Source organism: Lacinutrix salivirga (genome assembly GCF_053604675.1).
The window spans coordinates 41,764-65,197 of record NZ_JBSHNP010000146.1 but is presented as its reverse complement, the minus strand read 5'-3'; the positions used below and the strand labels follow the sequence as shown (position 1 = coordinate 65,197).

Genomic DNA, 23,434 nt, shown 5'->3' with positions numbered 1-23,434 from the left:
AGCCTAGTTATTTATTAGACTTAAAAAACTATATTTTTGCAAGACGAAAGCGACCAGAAATGGCTTTCGTCTTTTTTTTAAACCATTTTAGTACTCAATTAAATAAAAAAGTTCTTTGTAACTATGTTAAGTAGAAGACACATTCGTATTAAAGTCATGCAAATACTATACGCCTTTAAAGGTAGTGAGAGTGATGATTTTTCTAAAGATCAAAAGTTTTTAATGTACAGTATAGATACAATGTACGACCTGTATTTAACTTTAATCTCTTTAATTATTGAAGTACAGAAAAAGGCAGAAGACCATCTTGAGAAATCCACAAAAAAGCATTTAGCAACAAAGGAAGAGAAAAATCCAAACAGAAAATTTGTAGAAAATGAAGTGCTGCAAATGCTTAAAAACAATCAGGCATTAAAAGACGCTTTAGAGCAGCGCAAGATTAATAATTGGCAATTAGATAGCGAATATGTAGATGTAATGTACAGAGCTATTTTAGAAAACCCAGACTATAAAGCCTACATGAGTACGCAAGCCTCTACATTTAAGGAAGATAGAAACATAATTGCCACACTATTTAAAGATGTAATTGCGCCAAACGAAAAGCTTTACGAGTATTTAGAAGATAAAAATTTAACATGGTTAGACGATTTGCCTACAATAAACACAACCATTTTAAAGCTTTTAAATAAAATAAAACAAACCACTCCAGAAAAGCATTTTACTCCAGTATTATATAAAGATGCAGACGATAAGGATTTTGCAATAAAACTATTTCAAAAAACCTTACTAAACCAATCGGCTTTAAATACAGAAATAGAGCAAAAAGCTAAAAACTGGGATACAGAACGTATTGCTAATATAGATTTTGTATTGTTGCTAATGGCACTATGCGAAATTAAAAATTTCCCATCTATACCAACAAAAGTTACCATAAACGAATACCTAGAAATTGCTAAAGAATATAGTACTCCAAAAAGTAACGTATTTATAAACGGAATTTTAGATCGCTTAGTAAAGGAATATGAAGCTGAAGGCAAACTTAATAAAATAGGAAGAGGATTGATGTAATAAAAAAAAATTAGTATTTTTACAACCTTAAAAATTAAATTTTTTAAAATAACAATTAATTAAAATTAAGAAAATGAAAAAAGTATTAGTAGTATTAAGTGCAGTGTGCCTAATTGGTTTTTCATCTTGTAAAGAAGATGCAACAACTAAAATTGATGAGAAAAATGTTGCAGCAGCAGCAGAAAGAGATGCTCAAAGTTCTAAATTCCCTACAATAACTTTCGATAAGTTAGCACACGATTTTGGTGAAATTGAAAACGGAACACCAGTAGAAACAGTATTTACATATAAAAATACAGGTGATGCACCTTTAGTAATTACAGATATTAAAAGTACATGTGGTTGTACAGTACCATCGGATTGGACAAAAGAGCCATTAGCAGTTGGAGAAGAAGGTAAATTTACTGTTAAGTTTGATGGAAAAGGAAACGGAAATAAAGTTACTAAAAATATTACTGTAACCGCAAACACAGAAAAAGGAAAAGAAGTGGTTAAGATTACAGCTTTTGTAAAAGCAAATCCTAATGCACCAAAAAAGGCAACACCTAACTTTCCACAAATAAAATAATGGAAGGAATTCAACAATATTTGCCGTTTATTTTAATGTTTGTAGTTGTGTATTTCTTCATGATTGCACCACAAATGAAACGTGCTAAAAAAGAAAAGCAATTCGCTTCTCAATTAAAAAGAGGAGATAAGGTAATCACTAAAAGTGGTTTACATGGTAAGATTGCAGAACTGAATGAAAAAGATAACAGTTGTGTAATCGAAACTATGGCTGGAAAATTAAAGTTTGATCGCTCTGCAATTTCTATGGAAATGAGCCAGAAATTAAACGTTTCTCCAACAGAAATTAAAAAATAGAGACTTCTAAATTATTTTAAGACTTCTAATTATTAAAAGCTTCAAGGGTATTTTACTTTTGAAGCTTTTTTTGTTTTTATGTTAGCCTTTAGCTGTTAGCCTTTAGCTGTTAGCCATTAGCTGTTAGTTGTTATACGTATTATTTAGTAGTAAGTAATAAGCAGGTTTTTATGTCATTTAGAGTGAAACGAAGAATCTAAATCCTTTTAAGTTTTTACTTAAATTTTATTTTCGTCTTAACAATCTAACAGTTGAATACTATATCAATTTAACTCATCAACAATTTTTATACTTATCGTGTAAACCAACACCTTTTATAATCATTGGTTTTATTTTTTCTAGTCTAGTGAGTTTTGTAGTTTCTCTTTTTGCAGTTTCTATGTAGTCGCAATGTTCTCTTTGTTTAGAAGGCGTAAGTAGTTTAAAAGCATCGCGTAAAACGGAATTTGCATCGAGTTCCGTTTGCAATTCCATAGGAACGATAATGTCTTTTTTAGTAGTTTTATTAGGTTTTATTTCTTTACCTAATTTTTGATTTTCAATAGCCTCTTTAATGTAAGATAGTACTAAGTGTTTGTCAATATCGTCTATAGAAGTAAAACGTAATTGGCGTAATGCTTTTGTTTTTTCTTGTGCTTTTTCGAGTACATTCTTTTCGTCTTTTAAAAACACACCATTAAAAAACCAAATGCAAAAATGGTTTTTAAATGCTCCAATGCTTAGCACATTTTTTCCGTTTAAGCTATATGTTGGAGCAGACCATTTAATAGCTTCCTCTAAATTAGTAGATAGGATTAAAGATCTTAAAAGTTTTAATTCGCGTTTATACTGTGTATTAACTTCAATGTATTCTTCAACTGAATATACTTTTTTCATACTCTAAAATACTATTTTTATGTAATTAGCTGTGTTTTTTCCAATAGGCTTTTCCGTAAGAGCAGAAAATTTCTTCACCATTTTTAATCTTTTTTGTGGCTTTTATGCACACTTCACCTTCTTCATTTAAAGTGATTTTGGCATTATTTTTAAAAGCACTTGTAGATAAACCTTTAGCATCGTTAGCATATTTAGCAAAACAATTGGTGTGCATACTATCCATTATAGAGCCATCTAACAAATTTATAAAATACCGATCCTTGTTGTTTAAAGCTCTTGCTTCAGCTTCTTTATTAGTTATTATTTCACCTTTAAATATAGCAATTATTTCACTTTTAAAAATGTCTATTGCAGTAAATAATCCTTTTCCAGCTTGTTTTATTTGAGAGGATTTAATGTATAAATAGTCAGCTTCCAATGCGTCTATAGCGTTGGATTGTATGGAGTTATTTTTGGAATTAGATGTTATCAAGATTTTGGGAGGTTCGTTTAACGGTTAGTATATGAAAAGTAGGCGATTTCGAAGCACAAAATTTTCGATTAAGCACCAAGTTTGATACAAGCCAAAAGCCTTAATTTTATTACTATTCCGTCTATTTTTTATATACAGTGTTGGGCATAGTTTTTATTCTGTTATTTTTTCATATTTATTTAATTCATATTCAATATAAGTTACATCAGTGATTAAAGTAGTTTCAGACAAAGATTCTATTGGAATAATTGATTGTTCACTACAAGGTAAGTTATAAACTATTTCATTGTTTGATGAAATTGAGAAAGAACCTATTTGGCAACCTTCTACCATAGTGGAAACAACAAGCCCTAAATCCTCTTTAAACCAAATATCGTAAGATTCTCCAGAGTCATATGGAACCCATGAGTTGGAATTACCATCAGACGCATAAATTTCAATTAATTTCCATTTTCCAATCAGTTCTTGTGGTACATTATTTTCAGGTTTGTCGTCATTGTTGGAACAGCTAAAGGACAATACTAAACAAAATAGATAAATTAAATTTTTCATTTTCTTTCAATTTTTTAATCAACAATTATTTTTTGTATTAAAATTTCATTTTGAACTGAAACTTTAAATATATAGATTCCCTTTTTAAGACCTACGGTCTTGAAGGAATTGATATTATAAGTTTTTACTTCTATGCCATAGATGTCATATAATTTAGCAGCCTTAATGTCCTTGTCCTTAACTTTTTCAGTATTATTTGAACTTGTTTTGGCACAAGGGTCTATTATCTTAAATGCAGTATATTCATTTTCTGTTGTTTTTGATATTCTGTAGCCTTCACAAGGGTCAGGTTCTGGTGGTGTTATTGTTTTGTAAACATAGGTTGTATCACAAGCACTATTGTTGACTACTTTAACTACTGCATTGATAGACCAATTAGTGCTGTTACCATGAGCTAAATTTTCAAAACTGTTAATTGCCGAACCCATTACAGGATTCCCTGTTGATGAGATTTTTTCCCATTTAATATAAGTGATATTCTGTTTGTGAATTTCTGAATTAATACCTGTCAACTCTAAATAAACATAATTGGCATCAGGGTCAAGTAAAACATCAACTTTTGGCTTGCCTATCCAAATTTCCTTGACATATGTTGAGCCGTTAACAAGTACACTAACTGTAGCCAATTCATTGATTGAAGTGTTTATTGGTTTTACAGTAATACTATTACTGGTTGTGCTTAATATTTGAAGGTTTGATGATACTGTAAATGATGCTGTACCACAAGGTACTGTATAAGTGGTAGTTTCATCACTACAAATAGTAGTTTTGCCCAATAAGGTTGTGGCAGTACAATTACAACTTATTACAGATTGCAAAATAGGGGAATTTAAAATAGCATCCCTCATTCTTAACCCTTGTTGATTGGTAAAATGTTTTAAACAAGTTGGGCTTGTGTATGACATTATATTCTCTGTATCAGGATTAGTTAAACGAAGTTAGCGGAATTTTTTTACAAAGTCAAGTAAAAATAAAAACCAAAACAATTTTGTTTTGGTTTTGCATCTTCAATTTTAAACTAATTATTAGGCACTTTTTTCAGCAGTCAGTTCAGCAATTTTGCAAATCACCTCTGTGGCTTTAATCATACTCTCTACAGGTACATACTCGTAACGCCCATGAAAATTATGTCCTCCAGCAAAAATATTTGGACAAGGCAAGCCTTTATAACTTAGTTGCGAACCATCTGTACCACCACGTATGGCTTTTATTAGAGGTTCAATGCCTAATGCTTTCATCGCTTCTTCAGCAATATCTACAATATGCATTACAGGTTCTACCTTTTCTTTCATGTTATAATATTGGTCGGTAATTTTGGTGGTAATAATTTCTTTTCCGTATTGCGAATTTAACTCGTTGGTTAATTTAACCATAACCTCTTTTCTAGCTTCAAAATGGTCTTTGTCATGATCGCGAATAATGTATTGCAACTCCGTAGAATCTACTTCTCCTTTTATAGAGCATAAATGAAAAAATCCTTGGTATCCCTCAGTATGTTCTGGAGTTTCCAATCGTGGTAACGAGTTAATAAACTCGGTTGCGATGTACATAGAATTTACCATTTTTCCTTTGGCATATCCAGGATGTACAATTTTACCTTTTATAGTTACTACAGCTCCTGCTGCATTAAAATTTTCGTATTCTAATTCACCAATTTGGCTACCATCCATTGTGTAGGCATAATCTGCACCAAATTTTTCAACATCGAAATGGTGAGCACCTCTACCAATTTCTTCATCTGGAGTAAAACCAACACGAATTTTTCCGTGTTTAATTTCTGGATGTTGAATAAGGTATTCCATTGCCGAAATAATTTCGGTAATTCCTGCCTTATCATCTGCTCCTAAAAGTGTTGTGCCATCTGTTGTAATTAAGGTTTGGCCTTTATAGAGTAATAAATCTTCAAAATAATCTGGTGAAAGCACAATGTTTTCAGCTTTATTTAAAACAATATCTTTTCCATCGTAATTCTCAATAATTTGCGGTTTTATATTGGCTCCTGTAAAATCTGGAGTCGTATCAAAATGAGAAATAAAACCTATGGTTGGAACATCATGCTCAACATTACTTGGTAAGGTTGCCATTATATACGCTTTATCGTCTATAGTAACGTCTTGCATGCCAATAGCTTTTAATTCCTTGACTAAAGCGTTTGCCAAATCCCATTGTTTGGCTGTACTTGGTGTAGTATCGCTTTCTGGATCAGACTCAGTATCTACAGTAACGTAACTTATAAATCGTTTGGTGATATCTTGTTTTGTAATCATATTTATTTCCCTTAAAAACGGGAATCTTATTTATGGTTAGTAAATTATATTAGTATTATTTTTAAAAGCATAAAAATACAATTAAGTAGTTGACTTCTAAATTGAATTATAGGTAATTTTTTAAATCTTTACTAGTATGAAGAATTCTTGTAATAATTATTACTTCTTTTTCTATGAAATAAAAAATAATATGCGATTGCTCAGGAATACTAAATAGACCTCTTTTTAAATCCTTTCTTTTTTTTCTAATTTTAGGATTTTTAGTAATCTTAAGTATTACAGTTTCTAAATCTGTTAAATAAATAACTGCTTGGTTATAACTGAACTCTTTTTCAGTATAATAAAAAATATCATTTAAGTCATTGTCAGCCTCGTTTGTAAGTTTATAATTATAGTTCAACTAGTTCACTTTTTGACGTTTACTAGTTATAATATCGTCAATACTACGAGGACTTATACCACTATTCATTCCTTTTTCAATTTCTGCTCTAAGATCTGCAATCACTTTATTTCTGTATATTTCGTGTAATCTTAAAGCATCTCTAACTAATTCGCTTGCATTTTGGTAATCTCCAGAAGCAATTTCATCTGCTATATATTTTTCTTGTTTTTTTGTTAAGCTAACATTCATAGTTTTAATATTTAACTGCTTCAAAAATAGTAAATATGTCTATATTTAGCAAATATAGACATAAGTCTAATTTGACTTGTTTTGATTTTCGATGTATTTTTGTGCAAACATTGACAGATGTACAAACTATTGCTTAGACCATTATTTTTTCTTTTCGATCCAGAAAAAATTCATCATTTTACATTCTCATTAATAAAATTTACTTCTAAAATTCCAGGAATACCATCACTTTTTAGAAGCATTTATGTTGTTGAAGACGAGAGATTAACACGAAAAATTTTCGGTTTAACCTTTAAAAATCCAGTAGGCTTAGCAGCTGGTTTCGATAAAAATGCTGTGCTTTACAATGAACTCGAAAACTTTGGTTTTGGTTTTATAGAAATAGGTACAGTTACTCCAAAAGCACAAGAAGGCAATCCCAAACAACGATTATTTAGATTAAAAGAAGACCAAGGGATTATTAACCGAATGGGTTTTAATAACGAGGGTTTAGAAGCTGCAATTGCACAATTAAAACAAAAAAAGTGTAAGCTTATTATTGGTGGTAATATTGGTAAAAACACACAAACCAAACCAGAAGATTATACAAAAGATTACTTAGAGTGTTTTAACGCTTTGCATCCTTTTGTAGATTATTTTGTACTTAATGTTAGCTGTCCAAATGTTGGCAGTCATGCAAAACTAAACGATAAAGACTATTTGTTAGAACTTATTAGAGCTGTGCAACAAGCAAATAAAACATTTAATATACAAAGGCCAATACTACTAAAAATTGCACCAGATTTAAATAATGGCCAGTTAGACGAAATTATTGAGCTTGTAGCCGAAACTAATTTAGATGGTGTTATTGCAAGTAATACCTCTACAAATAGAGCAGGTTTAAAAACTTCAGAGCAGCGTTTAACAACTATTGGAAATGGAGGATTAAGTGGACAACCTATTAAAGAGAAATCTACACAAGTGATTAAATATTTAGCCAACAATAGTAATAAAGCCTTCCCAATTATTGGAGTAGGAGGCATTCACTCTGCACAAGATGCTTTAGATAAAATTGAAGCAGGAGCAGATTTAGTGCAGATTTACACTGGCTTTATTTACGAAGGACCAAAATTGATTAAAAAGATAAATAAGGCATTACTCCAAAATTAATTTTTTAACTGAAGAGTTTCCACTTGCATCAATAAATTTTAGTAAGTAAATTCCTTTATTAACATTATCTAACTCCAATTGAAACGTGTTGTTGTTTGTGTTATCAATCTGTTTAACTTGTTGTCCTAAAACCGAGTAAATCACTAAAGTTTTTACATCTGCAGCATTAGTTATTGTTACTGCACCTTTACTTGGATTTGGATATATACTTATAGTATTAGAAATACTAAAATCATCTACACTTAAAGTTACAGATTTTTGAGTAACCGTTAAAGTACCAATTTTATTACCATTTACAGGGAAACCATTTAGCATTGTAATAGGTTGTACAGGATTTGTAGCTGCATTTCCTGAAGTGTAATTAGTACCAGAATCTGTGCCAGAATCGTACACAAAAACATCTATTGTAAATGTATCTTTCCAATCTGTGTTAGTGGCATTGCGTAAGTTTAAACTATTAATAGCAATAAACCAATCTGGACTTGGAGCTACCATAGAGACTAAGGTTAGTAAGTGATGCTCCTCAGTAAATTCAACATCAGTTAATGTAGCAGAACTAATGGCTGCAAACGGATTAAAAGAAGCGCTTAACCACTCTTTTGTGTTTGAAGAATTTTGAACTTCAGACATAAAAACGCCATTACTCCCAAATTCGGCAACATTTTTAATTCCTGTTGTTGCGTTTTGACCAATCTGTAAAAATTCATTTTCATTTTTATGTGTTGCTCCAACCAAATCAGACCAATGTGCATTTGATGGCGTAGAAGAATGCTCTGTAGCATTCCAACTACTTTGGAACGTAATATCATAAGTAGCTGTACTTTGTGAATAGGATTTTAAACTTATAAAAACGAAAAATAAAGCAGATAAAATTAAAGACGTAAAGTTTTTCATAATTGGGTTTCTTTGTTAGGTCGAAACAATTCAGTAAAACTTTCAGCATAACATCATAATATTTGAATAAAAGTTTATTTTTATTCAAAATTTTAGACCATTAATTACGACATCTTAATATCGTTTGTAGCAGCAACTGCAGCATTGGCCATATCTCCAGGGCCAGATAATATTTATGTGTTAATGCAAAGTATAACCAATGGAAAAAAATATGGATTAGCAACCGTTGCTGGACTTATTACTGGCTGTTTGGTACATACAACTTTAGTTGCTTTTGGTGTGTCTGCAATTATAAAAGCCAATGCTACTTTGTTTTTTACTATTAAATTGTTAGGTGCTTTCTACTTATTATATTTAGCCTATAATGTATTTAAAAGTAATGCAGATATCACAATAGAAAACTCAAATATTCCAAGAAAGAGCCTATTTCAATTATTTAAGCAAGGTTTTATAATGAATGTTTTAAATCCTAAAGTCTCTATTTTCTTTTTGGCATTTTTTCCTGCGTTTTTGTTTAGTGAAACGTTAAGTCCAGTGCTTCAGTTTTATACTTTAGGTTTATTATTTATGGTGGTATCTTTCATTATATTTTCTGCAATAGCAATTTTGGCTGGTTTTATATCTGAAGCGATTCAGCGTCAAAAAAACATAGGTCACTTTTTAAAATGGTTGCAAATTATTGTCTTTGTTGGCATTGCAATTTTGATCTTGTTATAAAATTATTTGAAGCTTAAATTCAACCCAAAACGTTTTTGTAAGTTGTAATCTTTATTATCTTTGAAACTGTATGAAAACTAAAGTAAAAGTAATCGAATGCCCTCGCGATGCTATGCAAGGAATAAAGCAATTTATACCAACTGCAGAGAAGGTGCAATACATACAATCATTACTTCGCGTTGGCTTTGATACTATAGACTTTGGAAGCTTTGTGTCTCCTAAAGCAATACCTCAAATGGTAGATACTGCAGAGGTGTTAGCACAATTAGATTTAAGTAAAACCACAAGTAAATTATTAGCAATTGTAGCAAATACTCGTGGAGCAGACGATGTATGTAAACACCCAGAAATTGATTATTTAGGCTACCCGTTTTCAATATCCGAAAACTTCCAAATGCGAAACACGCATAAAACCATTGCACAATCTGTAGTGACTTTACAGGAAATTTTAAATAAAGCCGATAAAGTTAATAAAGAAGTTGTAGTTTATATTTCAATGGGATTTGGCAACCCTTATGGAGATCCTTGGAATGTAGATATTGTTGGCGAATGGACCGAACGTTTAAGTAAAATGGGAGTTAAAATTTTATCGCTTAGCGATACTATTGGGAGTTCCGATCCTGAAAATATAGACTATTTATTTTCAAATTTAATTCCGCAATACTCCACTATAGAATTTGGTGCACATTTACACACTACACCAAGCTCATGGTTCGAAAAAGTAGATGCAGCATACAAAGCTGGTTGCAGACGTTTTGATGGTGCTATACAAGGATTTGGTGGTTGTCCTATGGCAAAAGATGAACTTACAGGCAATATGCCAACCGAAAAAGTACTCTCGTATTTAACCGAAAGAAAACATAACAATCTCCAAGCTATGGCTTTTGAAAGTGCTTATAATGAAGCATCAAAAATCTTCAGCAAATACCATTAATACTGTTTCATAAAACACATACCTCTCATCACTTTCAATTAAATTGAAAGAACTTTAACACTTCCAATTATTTCATTTTCAAAACGTTAACTCTAAGTGTCTATTTTTATTTAAATTAAGTCTAAATAAACTTGCGTAAGTTCTCTTTCGGTTTTATTTTTGTGTGCGAAATTAATAGTCTATTTATAATTAGTCTAAATAAAAACAATCAACAAAAATTCATTTAAAAATGAAAAAATTCGCATTAGGAGTAGCAGCACTAGCTACATTAGGTTTAACATCATGTTCAAGTGATGATGATGGTGGAACTCCACCAATAGTAAACAACGTAACAGCTCCAGATACTTACGTATTTGAAAGAGATGGAAGCAGTACAGTAAGTTTTAGTGGTCAAACAACACGTATTCAAATGGCTCAAGAAATTGTAACTGCTTTAAAAAATACAGATGCTAGTGAAGCATCTTTAGACGCTATGTTTGCTCACCAAGCAGGACAAGATAATTTTAGTACAGCAGCTTTAAATGCTTCTGGTAAAAATGTAAGAAGTAAAACAGCAGCATCTGCAGATTATTTTTCAGCAAATACTACAGATGCATCAGCAATAAAAGCAGATTTTGACAAATTTATTGAAGACCAAGTAGAACATGTATTTCCACGTTGGAATGATCCTGCAACTGCAGGAATGGCTGGTCAAATCCAAGAAGCAGGTGGAGGATCTATACGTTATGTAAATGAAAAAGGTTTAGAAAACAACCAAGCTTTTGCAAAAGGCTTAATTGGTGGTTTAATGGTAGATCAAATATTAAATAACTATTTAAGTACTGCTGTTTTAGATGCAGGCGATAATAGAGCTAACAATGATGATGATATTTTAGATGAAGATAATAGCTACACTACCATGGAGCATAAATGGGACGAGGCTTATGGGTATTTATATGGTAACGAAGTAAATCCTGCAGTGCCAGAATTGGGTGCAGATAGTTTTTTAAACAAATATGTATCTAGAGTAGATGGAGATACAGATTTCGAAGGGATTGCATTAGATATTTACAATGCATTTAAATTAGGTCGTGCAGCAATAGTTGCAAAAAACTACGACGTTCGCGATGCTCAAATACAAATCATTAGAGAGAAAATTTCAGAAGTTATTGGAGTGAGAGCTGTGTATTACTTACAACAAGGTAAAGCAAATTTAGGGTCTGATATGGCCTCTGCTTTCCATGATTTGTCTGAAGGTTACGGCTTTGTGTACAGCTTACAGTTTACTAGAAAACCAGGTACAAACGCACCTTATTTTACAAAAGCAGAAGTAGATGGGTTTATAGATACTTTAGAAGCTGGAAACGGTTTTTGGGATATAACACCAGAAACTTTAGATGCATTATCAAATACAATTTCAGGAGCATTTAGCTTCACTACTGCACAAGCAGGAAGTTAATTATAAATACTAAACTAGTAGTTGTTTTTAAACAGCTACTAGTTAATTTTTGCAATTATTAATAAAAATTAAACACATGAAAAGAATAGCTTACATTTTTGCATTTACTATGTTAGTTTTTGCTTGTTCAGAATCTGACGACAGTCCAAGCAACAACAATTCAGATAATTATAACAGAGTGGCCATGCAAACTAATTTAGCCGATAATGTTATTATTCCAAAATTGCAAAATTTTAAAGCCTCTACAACAAATTTACTAAGTGTAAGTAATGTTTTTACAGCAACTCCAACACAAGAAAATTTAAATAATTTAAGAGCTGCTTGGATTAGTGCCTATAAAAATTGGCAATTAGTGGAGCCTTTTAATATAGGTAAAGCTGAAGAAATTCTTTTTAACTTTCAAATGAATGTGTATCCAACAAATACACAAGATATAGAAGCTAATATAATTAGTGGAAATTACGATTTAAGTTCTGTTAACAATAACGATGCTGTTGGCTTTCCTGCAGTAGATTATATGTTATATGGTATTGCAAACACAGATGCAGAAATTTTAACTAAATATAACGATCAAAAGTATTTAAACTACCTATCAGATTTAATTGCTAGAATGGATAGTCTAACCCAAACTGTGCTTACAGATTGGACAGCTAACTACAGAGCTGTATTTGTAAATAGTACAGAAAACACAGTGTCTAGCGCTACAAATAAACTTGTAAACGATTTTATTTACTATTACGAAAAAGGGTTAAGAGCTAATAAAATAGGAATACCAGCAGGTGTATTTTCTACAACTCCATTAGCCAATAAAGCAGAAGCCGTTTATAATGGCGAAATATCAAGAGATTTAGCATTAATTGCATTAGATAATGTACAAAACATTTTTAATGGAAAAGCGCAAAACAATAACCAAACAGGAGAAAGTTTTAATACGTATTTAAATGCATTAGGAAGAGAAGATTTGTCTGCATTAATTAATAACAGAATAGATAATGCTAGAGAAAAAGTACAACTTCTAAATAGTGATTTAAAAACACAAGTAGAAACAGATAATTCTAAAATGACAGAAGCTTACGATGCTTTACAACTTGTTGTTGTAGCATTAAAAGTAGATATGCTACAGGCATTTAACATAAGCGTAGATTATGTAGATGCAGATGGCGATTAATTATTAAAATTACTAAATAACTAAAGGTTGATTGTTTGTAATCAGCCTTTTTTAATGCTATGAGTTTTAACCTTAACCACTATATAACTAAAACCACTAATGCAGCGCCTTTAGCTGTGTTCAGGATTGGGTTTGGAGTCATGATGTGTTATGGCATTATTCGCTACTGGCTAAAAGGTTGGATCGAAACGGTTTACATACAACCAAAATTTCATTTTAAATATTATGGTTTTGAATGGGTTAAAACCTTAGGCGATTATACTTATTTACTCTTTTTTATTTGTGGCTTGGCTGCCTTTTTTGTGGCTATTGGTTATAAATACCGATTGGCAATTATTACCTTTTTTTTAAGCTTTACTTATATAGAGCTTATGGAAAAAACCACCTATTTAAATCATTATTATTTTATTAGCATTTTAAGTTTTTTAATGATTTTTTTACCAGCTAACAAATACTTTTCGTTTGATGCTTATAAGGCTAAAATACAATATACAAACATCCCAAAATGGACTATTGATAGTATTAAACTATTACTAGGTATCGTTTATTTTTATGCAGGCTTGGCTAAAATAAATAGCGATTGGTTATTACGCGCGCAACCCTTAAAAATTTGGTTGCCTTCTAAATACGATTTGCCTTTTATTGGCGATAACCTTATGCAACAAAACTGGTTTCATTATGCGATGAGTTGGTCTGGTATGCTGTACGATTTGCTAATTCCGTTTTTGTTATTATACAAAAAAACTAGAGTTTTAGCTTTTGTTTTAGTACTGTTTTTTCATGTATTTACACGTGTATTGTTTCCTATTGGCATGTTTCCGTTTGTAATGATAGTTAGTGCTTTAATCTTTTTTGATGCCGATTTTCACAATAAAATAATTAATAACATCAAAAAGGTATTCAAAGGCTTTTCAATTAAAACCATAGAAACAAAACCTGTTTTTCAGCTTAAAAACAAAAAGATAGTATTGCCAATAATTACGCTATTCTTTGTATTACAATTACTCATTCCGTTTAGATATTTATTATATCCTGGCGAGTTATTTTGGACAGAAGAAGGGTATCGTTTTTCGTGGCGAGTAATGCTTATGGAAAAAATGGGAAACACAACCTTTAAAATTAAAGATGCTAATAACAATTCATTTTTAATAAATAACTCCGTTTTTTTAACACCATTGCAAGAAAAGCAAATGAGTTTTCAGCCAGACTTTATTTTAGAATATGCACATTATTTAGGTGATCATTTTTCTAAACAAGGCTATAATAAAGTACAAGTTTATGCTAAAAGTTATGTGGCACTAAATGGCAGATTAAGTACGCTGTTTATTGATGAAACTGTGGATTTGTACCAAGAAAAAGAATCGTTTAAACATAAACATTGGATTTTACCATTTACAGATGAAATTAAAGGACTTTAAACTACTATTAATAGCATTATTTACTGTTTGTAATGTGTTTTCGCAACAGCAAATTTCCGGAACAGTCACTACAGTTTCTGGCGAGCCTTTGCAAGACGTTACTGTGTACGATAAAGCTTCTGGTGTGTTAGCAACTACAAATAACAAAGGGTTTTTTAAGTTTGAAACAGACAAAGAAAATTTAGTTTTAGCCTTTTTTACTTACGAATATGATGTGGTAGAGCAAACCATAAACACCAGACAAACCAAAGCACTAACAATTACCTTAACACCTTTAAGTACCACTTTATCTGAAGTTGAACTAACCGTTAGAAAAGCACAATTATTTAACTTAAAACGTTTAAAAGATGTTGAGGAAACAGCTATTTATGCTGGTAAAAAAACAGAGGTTATTTTAATAGGTCAATCTATGGCTAATCTTGGTGCAAATAATGCCAGACAATTATACAGCCAAGTTGCAGGTTTAAACATTTACCAAAATGACGATGCTGGTTTACAATTAAATATTGGAGGACGTGGTTTGGATCCCAATCGTACAGCAAATTTTAATACTCGACAAAATGGTTATGATATTAGTGCAGATGTTTTAGGCTATCCAGAAAGCTATTACACACCAACTGCAGAAGCATTACAAGAGATTCAAATTGTAAGAGGAGCAGCTTCTTTACAATACGGAACTCAATTTGGTGGTTTGGTAAATTTTAAAATGAAAACACCAAATCCAAACAAACCTTTTGAGCTTATAACCAGAAACACAATAGGGAGTAATGGTTTATATACCAATTTTACAAGTGCAAGTGGCACAAAAAACAAATTGAGTTATTATACGTTTTTCAATTATAAAAAAGGAGATGGATTTAGAGAAAACTCAAATTTTGAGTCTAAAAATGCCTATGCACATATAGGTTACCAATTTAATGATAATACTAAATTAGAAGGCGAAGTTACCTATTTACGCTATTTAGCCAAGCAAGCTGGTGGTTTAAACGATGCGCAATTTGAGGATAATCCATACCAAAGTAATAGAGCACGTAATTGGTTTCAAGTCGATTGGTTGTTGTACAATTTAAAATTGTCACATAAATTTTCTGAGAATACTAATTTTACATTTAGCGCCTTTGGCTTAAATGCCTCTAGAAATGCATTAGGTTTTAGAACCAATAGAGTGGACCAACCAGACGCAAATGGAGTTAGAGACCTAATTAAAGGCGAGTTTAATAATTTTGGTTTTGAAACCAGAGTGTTAACCAATTATACCTTGTTTAATAAAAAGTCTATTGGTTTAATAGGTGCAAAATTTTACAAATCTAAAAATAAGGCTGAGCAAGGTCCTGGAAGCGCAGGATCTGATCCAAATTTTGATCTTCAGTATGAGACGTTTCCTAATTACACTAATCAGTCTATGTTTACGTATCCTAACTTAAACCTTGCTTTTTTTGGTGAAAATATTGTGTATTTAAATGAAGAGTTTTCGATTACACCAGGATTTAGAGTTGAGTATATAAATACAGAAAGCGATGGTTTTTTTAGACGAATAAATACAGATGGAGCAGGAAATGTTATTTTAAATGAAAAAAATGAAGAAGCATTAACAAGAGAACGCTCTTTTGTATTACTTGGTTTAGGAGCAAGTTACAAGCCAAATACAGCTTTAGAATTATACGGAAACATTTCTCAAAATTACCGTTCTGTAACCTTTACAGATATTAGTATTAATAATCCAGCCTTTATAATTAGTCCAGATATTGACGACGAAAGTGGTTTTACTATAGATGCTGGAGTAAGAGGAAAACTAAACAATAAAATAGCTTACGATATAAGTGCATTTAGCCTGTTTTATAAAGATAGAATTGGATTGGTACAACGTGGTTTTTCAGACGGAAGTGTAAAAAGCGAAAGAGGAAATATTGGAGATGCTGTAATGTATGGTGTGGAGAGTTTGGTAGAATTTAATCTAGAACGTTTATTATTGGATAATAAAGATTATATTTTTAACTACTTTATTAATGCTTCGTTTGTAGATTCCAAATACACCAAATCCGATGAGAATGGAGTTAAAGGAAATAAAGTAGAATTTATACCTAATTATAATATTAAAACAGGAATCCGTTTAGGCTACAAGGATTTTCTATCTAACATTCAATACACCTATTTATCGTCTCAATTTACAGATGCTTCCAATGCAATTCAAGGTAATTTAAGCGGTGTTGTTGGAGAAATACCTGCTTACGATGTTTTGGATGTGTCTTTATCGTATAAGTATAAACGTTTCAAAATAGAAGCTGGTATTAATAATCTTTTAGACAACGCATACTTTACAAGACGAGCAACAGGATATCCTGGACCAGGAATTATACCTTCAGCAAACAGAAATTTTTATACCACATTACAAGTTAAATTTTAAATCTAAAAACTATGAAAAACACTTATTTTATACTCTTAATAGCACTTTTATTTAGTGCATGTAAGAATACTGATAAAAATGTTTCAGCAGAAAAAAACGAAGCACAAAATTCTAAAGTAGTTAATGTTTATACCCATAGACACTATCCTGCAGACCAAAAATTATTTGCAGATTTTGAAACACAAACAGGCATAAAAGTTAACGTAGTTAATGCCAAGGCAGATGAGCTGATTCAAAAAATATATGAAGAGGGAGAACAATCTCCAGCAGATGTTTTAATTACAGTAGATGCTGGTAGATTAGTACGAGCAAAAAACAGAGGCTTACTACAAACAATAGAGTCTAATAGCCTAAATAAAATTGTACCACAACACTTAAAGGATGAAGATAACCAGTGGTTTGCTTTAACCAAGCGAGCAAGAGTGATTGCTTATGCAAAAGATAGAATACAACCAGAACAGCTTTCTACTTACGAGGATTTAGCTTCAAACACTTGGAAAAATAAATTATTAGTGCGCTCTTCAGATAATATTTATAACCAATCATTAATGGCTTCTATTATAGCAAACAATGGTGAAGAGGCAGCCAAAGAATGGGCAAAAAATGTAGTTGCTAATATGTCGCGCTCACCACAAGGCAACGATAGAGACCAAGTAAAAGCAGTTGTAGCAGGAGAAGGCGATTTGGCAATAGTAAACACGTATTATATTGGTAAACTATTAAACTCTAAAGATCCAGAAGAGGTTAAAGCAGGACAAGGTGTTGGCATTTTTTTTCCAAATCAAAACGACAGAGGAACACATATTAATGTAAGTGGAGCAGGAGTTGTTAAATATGCTCCTAATAAAGCTAACGCAGTTAAGTTTATAGAGTTTTTAGTGAGTAAAGATGCTCAGGAAGTTTTTGCCAAAGCAAATTACGAATATCCTGTAAATGAAGAGGTGCAACCCTCAGAATTATTACAATCTTGGGGAGATTTTAAAGCAGATAATTTAAACTTGTCCACTTTAGGAAACAATAATAAAAAGGCTGTGCTTTTATTTGACGAAGCAGGATGGAAATAAAATTTGAAAACTTTTAAGCTAAAATATTTAAAAAGAAACAGTAATAAATGGTCAATATTAACTTTGGCCATTATTACGTTTTTATCTATACCAATATTTACAATTTTCTTTAAACTGTTTACAGGTCCTGGAGAATCTTGGCAGCATATTGTAAAAAATGTTTTATTAGAGTACTCACTAAACTCATTATGGCTAATTAGTGGTTGTAGCTTATTATCTGTACTATTTGGAGTGTCTTCTGCTTGGATTGTGAGTAGGTATTATATTCCTTTTCAAAAACCATTAGAGTGGATGCTCATACTACCTTTAGCAATACCTTCTTACATTACAGCGTATGCTTATGCAGGTTTTTTTGATTACGGAGGCTCATTAGAGTTGTTGTTAAACGCGCTAAATATCAACAGTACAAAAATAAGCATCACAAATATATACGGATTAATCTTTATTTTAAGTGTATCACTATTTCCTTATGTTTATGTTAGCTCAAGAGCCGTTTTTTTATATCAGTCTGGGCGCTTAATCGAAGCCTCCAAAATCCTTGGAGCTGGAGAAATCAAAACGTTTTTTAAAATTATATTGCCACTAGCCAGACCAGCAATTTTTGGAGGATTAATTTTAGTTTTAATGGAAGTGCTTAACGATTATGGTGCAGCAAAGTATTATGGTGTAAGCACATTTACAACAGGTATTTTTAGAGCTTGGTTTGCTTTAGAAGAGCCAGCAACAGCAATTTACCTTTCTGCAATTTTACTTTTAATTGTGTTTTTAATTATATTTTTAGAACGTTTACAGAGAGGAGCAAAAAGTTTTAGTTTAGCAGCCAAAAGTGATGTAAAATTATCAAAAATTAAAGTTTCTAAAACTAAGCGTAGTTTGCTTTTTGTGATTGCATTTATCCCAGTGTTTTTTGGCTTTTTAATTCCATTGGGTCAATTACTGTATTGGAGCTTTTTAACCTTTTCTAGTGTGATTTCTCAATCCTTTTTTAATATTGCTTTGCAAAGTTTGAGTATTGCATTTATAACAGCATTCTTTACTGTGTTTTTTGCGTTATTAATACTGTATTTTCCAAAATGGAATGGACTTTCATATCTTAAAAAAAGTTCTAGAATCGCTGTTTTAGGGTATGTTATTCCTGGAGCTGTTATCGCAATTGGTGTTATGATACCTACATTACAATTAGACAAATGGTTAATTGGCGTTTTTAAAACCACACTAAATATAGATATTGGGTTAATTATTAACGGAACTATTATTGTTTTGTTATACGCCTACATTATTCGTTTTTTGGCAGTTGCATTTAATCCTATTGAAGCTAGCCAACTTAAACTTGGAGTTTCATTGGCTGAATCTTCAAAATTATTAGGTAAAAACAACCTGCAAACGTTTTTTAAAATTGAATTCCCTTTACTTAAAACCGGAATATTGAGTGCTTTTATTTTAGTGTTTGTAGATACTATGAAAGAGCTACCATTAACACTAATATTAAAACCTTATACTATTAATACTTTAGCTGTTAAGGCTTATGAATATGCAAGTGACGAACTTATTATGGAAGCAGCTTTACCTTCGTTGTGTATTATTTTTACAGGTGTATTACCTATAATTTTATTGAATAGATTAATTTTAAATCAACTTAAAAACTAAATACTTAACTGGTGAACACTATTTTAGAAATTAAATCGCTTAGTAAATCTTTTGATAAAAATACAGTTGTAAAAAACGTTAATTTATCAGTTACTAATAGCAATATTTTAGCCATAGTTGGAGAAAGCGGAAGTGGTAAAACCACACTAATTAGGCTTATTGCAGGATTAGAAACTCAAGATAGCGGACAAATAAAACTCAATAACACTGTAATAGCTAGCGATACAGTTTATAAACAACCAGAAAAACGCAACATTGGCTTAGTGTTTCAGGACTATGCATTATTTCCTCATTTTACTGTATTTGATAATGTAAGTTATGGGATTAGTAAACACGTAAACAAAAAACAACGTGTTGATGAGGTTTTAAAAATTGTAGGTTTAGAAGGTTTAGAAAAAAGATTTCCTCACCAACTCTCAGGAGGACAACAACAACGCGTTGCACTTGCAAGAGCTTTAGCACCAAATCCAGCGCTTTTAATTTTAGATGAACCCTTTAGTAATTTAGATTATAATTTAAGAATACAATTAAGAAACGATATTTTTAGTATTATAAAACAAACCGGAATTACTGCTATTTTTGTTACGCACGATACGCAAGATGCTATAGCAATAGCAGATCAAATTGTTGTTTTTAAAGATGGCGAAATTAAACAACAAGCAACACCAAAGGAATTATACTCTAAACCCAAAAGTTTTTATGTGGCTTCACTTTTTAGTCCCTTGGTAAATTTATTACCTTCAGATTTAGAGAGTTTTAATTTTAAATTTCAGAATAACAAAAGGTATGCCTTACGAATAGACGATTTTAAAATTGATAAGGATAACGACTTTAATCATACTGTTACAATACAAAAAAGTCAATTTTTTCAAGGTAAATACTTAAATACCATTACGCTTCAAAATAAAAAAGTACTCAACTTTTATTCTGTTAGCGATTTGTCTAATCAAACCGTTGTTGTTGGGTTTAAAAACGATTCACTTTTTATATTTGACGCCTAATTTAAAATGTACTCAGTAGCACGATATACCATTAATACCACTAAAACTTTACTAACTTTGTAAAAAAATAATTATTTATGAATGCAATAATAGAAAACTTACTAAATAATCAAATAAAATACGAAGCTCAAGCATCTATGCAATATTTAGCTATGGCGTCTTGGGCAGATGCCAAGGGTTACAATGGCGTTTCAGATTTTTTTTACAGTCAGTCTGAAGAAGAGCGTTTGCACATGACCAAATTAGTGAAGTTTGTTAACGAAAGAAGTGGCAATGTTAACATTCCTGCTTTAGAAAAACCAGAGCACGATTTTAATAGTCTAAATGAACTTTTTGAGAAATTTTTAAAAAGTGAAATATTTGTTACAGAGCAAATAAGCCATGTAATTTACGAGTGCCTTCAGCAAAAAGATTATAACGTACATAATTTTATGCAGTGGTATGTTACCGAACAATTAGAAGAAGAAGCTATGGCTAGAACTTTACTAGATAAATTAAATATTATTGGTAGTGATAAGTCTGGACATTATTTATTTGATCGCGATATACAAATGATTGCAGCATCGCAAGACAAAGAAAACTAAGTATTAAGGTGTGATTGGTTTATTTTTAATAAATAAAAGTGTCTAAAACATGACGAAGGATAAAGTTATAAAAGCTGATTGTTTTTTAGATACAGACTTAAATTGTATGGAATTATATATTCCAAACACATACACGCCAATTATTAATAAGAAAAAAAAGTGTTGTAAATCGTATAAGAAAAAAGGAAAGTCACATTGTAAGCGCTGTCCTAAGCTTTAACCTGCGATTTATGCTCAATAACATGCAACCTATTTTAAATCAGTCTAAATACAAACAGTTCAAATTCAGCTATTTAAATTTGTTCTAAACACTTCAATACCTAAATTTATAGTATTATTAATTTTAAAAAAAGAAAAATATGTCTATAAGAATAGGAAATAGTTGTGTGAATTGCGAAAATTTAGCAGCAAACGAAATTTGTAAAGTGCATGGAGTTAAGGTATCAACAAGCTATACTTGCGATAGTTTTGAAATGAAAGCAGCACTAAAAAACGATCCTAATTGCACAACATGTGCACGTTACGAAGCACCTTCTTGTGCTAACCCAAAAAAGGCAGCACCTGGAATGTTATGCTCACAATGGGCACCACAAAGTGCGCAAGCATAATACATTTAAGTATATAAAATTAAGGCAGACTACTATTAAGTGGTCTGTTTTTGTTTATTATTTAGTTAATATAACTATCTTTACACGCAATTAATTCTAATTGCAATGACAGCACACGAAAATAAAATAGTTGGAGAAGGGTTAACCTACGACGATGTACTATTAGTCCCAGCTTTTTCTGAGGTTCTTCCACGCGAAGTCAACATTCAAACCAAATTCACAAAAAACATTACAATAAACGTTCCTATAGTTTCTGCAGCTATGGATACAGTTACCGAGAGCCAAATGGCAATTGCAATGGCAAGAGAAGGTGGTATTGGTGTGTTGCATAAAAACATGACTATTGAGGAGCAAGCAGCTAAAGTACGTAAAGTAAAACGTGCAGAAAGCGGCATGATTATAGACCCAGTAACCTTACAACTAAATGCAGTAGTTGCAGATGCTAAAAATGCAATGCGAGAGCACAGTATTGGAGGTATTCCTATTGTAGATGCTAACGGAAAACTAAAAGGGATTGTTACCAATAGAGATTTGCGTTTTGAACACGAAAATAACAGACCAATTACTGAGGTTATGACTAGCGAAAATCTAGTTACAGCACCTGTTGGAACCTCTTTAAAAGATGCTGAAAAAATACTACAACAAAATAAAATTGAAAAATTACTTATTGTTGAAGGCGATAAGTTGCAAGGCTTAATCACCTTTAGAGACATCACTAAAGTCACACAAAAACCTATAGCAAATAAGGATACCTACGGAAGGCTTCGCGTTGCAGCAGCAATTGGAGTTACAGGAGATGCTGTAGAACGTGCAGAAGCTTTAGTACAAGCTGGAGTAGATGCTATAGTTATAGATACAGCACATGGACATACTAAAGGTGTAGTTTCTGTTTTAAAAGAAATAAAGAAGAAATTCCCAAAACTAGAAGCCGTTGTTGGAAACATAGCAACAGCAGAAGCCGCAAAATATTTAGTAGAAGCAGGAGCAGATGCTGTAAAGGTAGGTATTGGTCCTGGCTCTATTTGTACAACTAGAGTAGTAGCAGGAGTTGGTTTTCCTCAATTTAGTGCAGTTTTAGAAGTTGCAGCAGCTATAAAAGGTAGTGGAGTTCCTGTAATTGCAGATGGAGGTATTCGTTATACAGGAGATATTCCAAAAGCAATTGCAGCAGGAGCAGATTGTGTAATGTTAGGCTCTTTATTAGCAGGAACCAAGGAAAGTCCTGGAGAAACCATTATTTACGAAGGCAGAAAGTTTAAATCCTATAGAGGAATGGGTTCTGTAGAAGCCATGAAGCAAGGGAGTAAAGACCGTTATTTCCAAGATGTGGAAGACGATATTAAAAAATTAGTACCAGAAGGCATTGTTGGTCGTGTGCCTTATAAAGGCGAATTATTTGAAAGCATTCACCAATTTATTGGAGGTTTACGAGCAGGAATGGGTTATTGTGGCGCCAAAGATGTGGCAACTTTAAAAGAAACAGGACGTTTTGTAAAAATTACTGCTTCAGGAATTAACGAAAGCCATCCACACGATGTAACCATTACCAAAGAATCGCCTAATTATTCGAGATAAAGTATTTAGTTATTTAAGACAAAAACGCAGCTTTTAAATAAGGTGCGTTTTTGTTTTTAGGAATGTTCGTTTAATGAGCTCTTGATATCAAACGTTTTAATGT

24 protein-coding genes are annotated in these 23,434 nt (G+C 31.7%); 16 read left to right on the top strand and 8 right to left on the bottom strand.

Annotation, left to right across the window (positions count from 1 at the left end; genetic code table 11):
- Window positions 1-123 precede the first annotated feature (123 nt).
- The 3 genes from nusB to yajC all read left to right on the top strand — a co-directional run bounded on the left by nusB (window position 124) and on the right by yajC (window position 1,932).
- Window positions 124-1,068 (top strand): transcription antitermination factor NusB, encoded by a 945-nt coding sequence (gene nusB, locus ACVC5O_RS16085; RefSeq protein ID WP_452222497.1) that lies wholly within the window; start codon window positions 124-126, stop codon window positions 1,066-1,068.
- A 73-nt stretch (window positions 1,069-1,141) separates the two neighbouring features.
- On the top strand, window positions 1,142-1,636 hold the full coding sequence (locus ACVC5O_RS16080; RefSeq protein ID WP_452222496.1) for a DUF1573 domain-containing protein: 495 nt from the start codon (window positions 1,142-1,144) through the stop codon (window positions 1,634-1,636).
- Window positions 1,636-1,932: a preprotein translocase subunit YajC gene (gene yajC, locus ACVC5O_RS16075; RefSeq protein ID WP_452222495.1), complete on the top strand. Its 297-nt coding sequence runs from the start codon at window positions 1,636-1,638 to the stop codon at window positions 1,930-1,932. The genes ACVC5O_RS16080 and yajC overlap by 1 nt, the downstream gene beginning before the upstream one ends.
- A gap of 276 nt (window positions 1,933-2,208) precedes the next feature.
- On the opposite strand, the gene ACVC5O_RS16070 is transcribed toward yajC, so the two are convergent.
- The 7 genes from ACVC5O_RS16070 to ACVC5O_RS16040 form a co-directional block, all read right to left on the bottom strand.
- On the bottom strand, window positions 2,209-2,808 hold the full coding sequence (locus ACVC5O_RS16070) for a YdeI/OmpD-associated family protein (protein WP_452222494.1): 600 nt from the start codon (window positions 2,806-2,808) through the stop codon (window positions 2,209-2,211).
- A gap of 25 nt (window positions 2,809-2,833) precedes the next feature.
- The gene (locus ACVC5O_RS16065) at window positions 2,834-3,280 is read right to left on the bottom strand and encodes an SET domain-containing protein (protein ID WP_452222493.1); all 447 of its coding nucleotides are present in this window, start codon (window positions 3,278-3,280) and stop codon (window positions 2,834-2,836) included.
- Window positions 3,281-3,433: 153 nt separating this feature from the next.
- Window positions 3,434-3,832: a hypothetical protein gene (locus ACVC5O_RS16060; protein WP_452222492.1), complete on the bottom strand. Its 399-nt coding sequence runs from the start codon at window positions 3,830-3,832 to the stop codon at window positions 3,434-3,436.
- Between the two features lie 14 nt (window positions 3,833-3,846).
- The gene (locus tag ACVC5O_RS16055; protein ID WP_452222491.1) at window positions 3,847-4,737 is read right to left on the bottom strand and encodes a T9SS type A sorting domain-containing protein; all 891 of its coding nucleotides are present in this window, start codon (window positions 4,735-4,737) and stop codon (window positions 3,847-3,849) included.
- Between the two features lie 120 nt (window positions 4,738-4,857).
- The gene (pepT, locus tag ACVC5O_RS16050; protein ID WP_452222490.1) at window positions 4,858-6,099 is read right to left on the bottom strand and encodes a peptidase T; all 1,242 of its coding nucleotides are present in this window, start codon (window positions 6,097-6,099) and stop codon (window positions 4,858-4,860) included.
- Between the two features lie 106 nt (window positions 6,100-6,205).
- A complete protein-coding gene (locus ACVC5O_RS16045; protein ID WP_452222489.1) occupies window positions 6,206-6,499 on the bottom strand; it encodes a type II toxin-antitoxin system RelE/ParE family toxin in 294 nt (97 codons plus the stop codon).
- Window positions 6,500-6,730 (bottom strand): type II toxin-antitoxin system ParD family antitoxin, encoded by a 231-nt coding sequence (locus ACVC5O_RS16040; protein ID WP_452222488.1) that lies wholly within the window; start codon window positions 6,728-6,730, stop codon window positions 6,500-6,502.
- Between the two features lie 117 nt (window positions 6,731-6,847).
- Between ACVC5O_RS16040 and ACVC5O_RS16035 the strand changes: the two genes are divergently transcribed.
- Entirely contained in the window at window positions 6,848-7,879 is a 1,032-nt protein-coding gene (locus ACVC5O_RS16035; RefSeq protein ID WP_452222487.1) for a quinone-dependent dihydroorotate dehydrogenase, read from the top strand.
- On the opposite strand, the gene ACVC5O_RS16030 is transcribed toward ACVC5O_RS16035, so the two are convergent.
- Window positions 7,865-8,773: a T9SS type A sorting domain-containing protein gene (locus tag ACVC5O_RS16030; protein ID WP_452222486.1), complete on the bottom strand. Its 909-nt coding sequence runs from the start codon at window positions 8,771-8,773 to the stop codon at window positions 7,865-7,867. The genes ACVC5O_RS16035 and ACVC5O_RS16030 overlap by 15 nt on opposite strands.
- Before the next feature lie 99 nt (window positions 8,774-8,872).
- On the opposite strand from ACVC5O_RS16030, the gene ACVC5O_RS16025 reads away from it, so the two are divergent.
- The 12 genes from ACVC5O_RS16025 (at window position 8,873) to guaB (ending at window position 23,331) form a co-directional block, all read left to right on the top strand.
- Complete coding sequence (locus ACVC5O_RS16025) at window positions 8,873-9,490, top strand: LysE family translocator (protein WP_452222519.1); 618 nt, start codon at window positions 8,873-8,875, stop codon at window positions 9,488-9,490.
- Window positions 9,491-9,560: 70 nt separating this feature from the next.
- Window positions 9,561-10,424: a hydroxymethylglutaryl-CoA lyase gene (locus ACVC5O_RS16020; RefSeq protein WP_452222485.1), complete on the top strand. Its 864-nt coding sequence runs from the start codon at window positions 9,561-9,563 to the stop codon at window positions 10,422-10,424.
- A 229-nt stretch (window positions 10,425-10,653) separates the two neighbouring features.
- Window positions 10,654-11,862 (top strand): DUF4856 domain-containing protein, encoded by a 1,209-nt coding sequence (locus ACVC5O_RS16015; RefSeq protein WP_452222484.1) that lies wholly within the window; start codon window positions 10,654-10,656, stop codon window positions 11,860-11,862.
- A gap of 76 nt (window positions 11,863-11,938) precedes the next feature.
- Window positions 11,939-13,030, top strand: coding sequence for an imelysin family protein (locus ACVC5O_RS16010; protein ID WP_452222483.1), 1,092 nt, complete (start codon window positions 11,939-11,941; stop codon window positions 13,028-13,030).
- A 59-nt stretch (window positions 13,031-13,089) separates the two neighbouring features.
- Window positions 13,090-14,448, top strand: a complete 1,359-nt coding sequence (locus ACVC5O_RS16005; protein ID WP_452222482.1) for an HTTM domain-containing protein — start codon at window positions 13,090-13,092, stop codon at window positions 14,446-14,448.
- Window positions 14,429-16,852 carry a TonB-dependent receptor domain-containing protein gene (locus ACVC5O_RS16000; RefSeq protein WP_452222481.1) on the top strand — a complete coding sequence of 808 codons (2,424 nt, stop codon included), beginning with the start codon at window positions 14,429-14,431 and terminating at the stop codon, window positions 16,850-16,852. The genes ACVC5O_RS16005 and ACVC5O_RS16000 overlap by 20 nt, the downstream gene beginning before the upstream one ends.
- An 11-nt stretch (window positions 16,853-16,863) precedes the next feature.
- Window positions 16,864-17,916 (top strand): Fe(3+) ABC transporter substrate-binding protein, encoded by a 1,053-nt coding sequence (locus ACVC5O_RS15995; RefSeq protein ID WP_452222480.1) that lies wholly within the window; start codon window positions 16,864-16,866, stop codon window positions 17,914-17,916.
- 3 nt (window positions 17,917-17,919) lie between these two features.
- A complete protein-coding gene (locus ACVC5O_RS15990) occupies window positions 17,920-19,563 on the top strand; it encodes an ABC transporter permease (RefSeq protein ID WP_452222479.1) in 1,644 nt (547 codons plus the stop codon).
- 11 nt (window positions 19,564-19,574) lie between these two features.
- Window positions 19,575-20,564: an ABC transporter ATP-binding protein gene (locus ACVC5O_RS15985; RefSeq protein WP_452222478.1), complete on the top strand. Its 990-nt coding sequence runs from the start codon at window positions 19,575-19,577 to the stop codon at window positions 20,562-20,564.
- Between the two features lie 77 nt (window positions 20,565-20,641).
- Window positions 20,642-21,148, top strand: a complete 507-nt coding sequence (locus tag ACVC5O_RS15980; protein ID WP_452222477.1) for a ferritin — start codon at window positions 20,642-20,644, stop codon at window positions 21,146-21,148.
- A 359-nt stretch (window positions 21,149-21,507) separates the two neighbouring features.
- Window positions 21,508-21,756, top strand: coding sequence for a hypothetical protein (locus tag ACVC5O_RS15975; protein ID WP_452222476.1), 249 nt, complete (start codon window positions 21,508-21,510; stop codon window positions 21,754-21,756).
- A gap of 105 nt (window positions 21,757-21,861) precedes the next feature.
- Entirely contained in the window at window positions 21,862-23,331 is a 1,470-nt protein-coding gene (gene guaB / locus ACVC5O_RS15970; RefSeq protein ID WP_452222475.1) for an IMP dehydrogenase, read from the top strand.
- Window positions 23,332-23,434: the final 103 nt, after the last annotated feature.

Bases quoted from the DNA above. Each gene is read 5' to 3' on its own strand.
- yajC (WP_452222495.1), top strand. From the start codon at position 1,636: ATGGAAGGAATTCAACAATATTTGCCGTTTATTTTAATGTTTGTAGTT.
- ACVC5O_RS15980 (WP_452222477.1), top strand. From the start codon at position 20,642: ATGAATGCAATAATAGAAAACTTACTAAATAATCAAATAAAATACGAA.
- guaB (WP_452222475.1), top strand. From the start codon at position 21,862: ATGACAGCACACGAAAATAAAATAGTTGGAGAAGGGTTAACCTACGAC.
- nusB (WP_452222497.1), top strand. From the start codon at position 124: ATGTTAAGTAGAAGACACATTCGTATTAAAGTCATGCAAATACTATAC.
- ACVC5O_RS16070 (WP_452222494.1), bottom strand. From the start codon at position 2,808: ATGAAAAAAGTATATTCAGTTGAAGAATACATTGAAGTTAATACACAG.
- ACVC5O_RS16005 (WP_452222482.1), top strand. From the start codon at position 13,090: ATGAGTTTTAACCTTAACCACTATATAACTAAAACCACTAATGCAGCG.
- ACVC5O_RS16055 (WP_452222491.1), bottom strand. From the start codon at position 4,737: ATGTCATACACAAGCCCAACTTGTTTAAAACATTTTACCAATCAACAA.
- ACVC5O_RS15995 (WP_452222480.1), top strand. From the start codon at position 16,864: ATGAAAAACACTTATTTTATACTCTTAATAGCACTTTTATTTAGTGCA.
- ACVC5O_RS15975 (WP_452222476.1), top strand. From the start codon at position 21,508: ATGTCTATAAGAATAGGAAATAGTTGTGTGAATTGCGAAAATTTAGCA.
- ACVC5O_RS16010 (WP_452222483.1), top strand. From the start codon at position 11,939: ATGAAAAGAATAGCTTACATTTTTGCATTTACTATGTTAGTTTTTGCT.
- ACVC5O_RS16040 (WP_452222488.1), bottom strand. From the start codon at position 6,730: ATGAATGTTAGCTTAACAAAAAAACAAGAAAAATATATAGCAGATGAA.
- ACVC5O_RS16015 (WP_452222484.1), top strand. From the start codon at position 10,654: ATGAAAAAATTCGCATTAGGAGTAGCAGCACTAGCTACATTAGGTTTA.
- ACVC5O_RS16000 (WP_452222481.1), top strand. From the start codon at position 14,429: ATGAAATTAAAGGACTTTAAACTACTATTAATAGCATTATTTACTGTT.
- ACVC5O_RS16030 (WP_452222486.1), bottom strand. From the start codon at position 8,773: ATGAAAAACTTTACGTCTTTAATTTTATCTGCTTTATTTTTCGTTTTT.
- pepT (WP_452222490.1), bottom strand. From the start codon at position 6,099: ATGATTACAAAACAAGATATCACCAAACGATTTATAAGTTACGTTACT.
- ACVC5O_RS16060 (WP_452222492.1), bottom strand. From the start codon at position 3,832: ATGAAAAATTTAATTTATCTATTTTGTTTAGTATTGTCCTTTAGCTGT.
- ACVC5O_RS16035 (WP_452222487.1), top strand. From the start codon at position 6,848: ATGTACAAACTATTGCTTAGACCATTATTTTTTCTTTTCGATCCAGAA.
- ACVC5O_RS16020 (WP_452222485.1), top strand. From the start codon at position 9,561: ATGAAAACTAAAGTAAAAGTAATCGAATGCCCTCGCGATGCTATGCAA.
- ACVC5O_RS16080 (WP_452222496.1), top strand. From the start codon at position 1,142: ATGAAAAAAGTATTAGTAGTATTAAGTGCAGTGTGCCTAATTGGTTTT.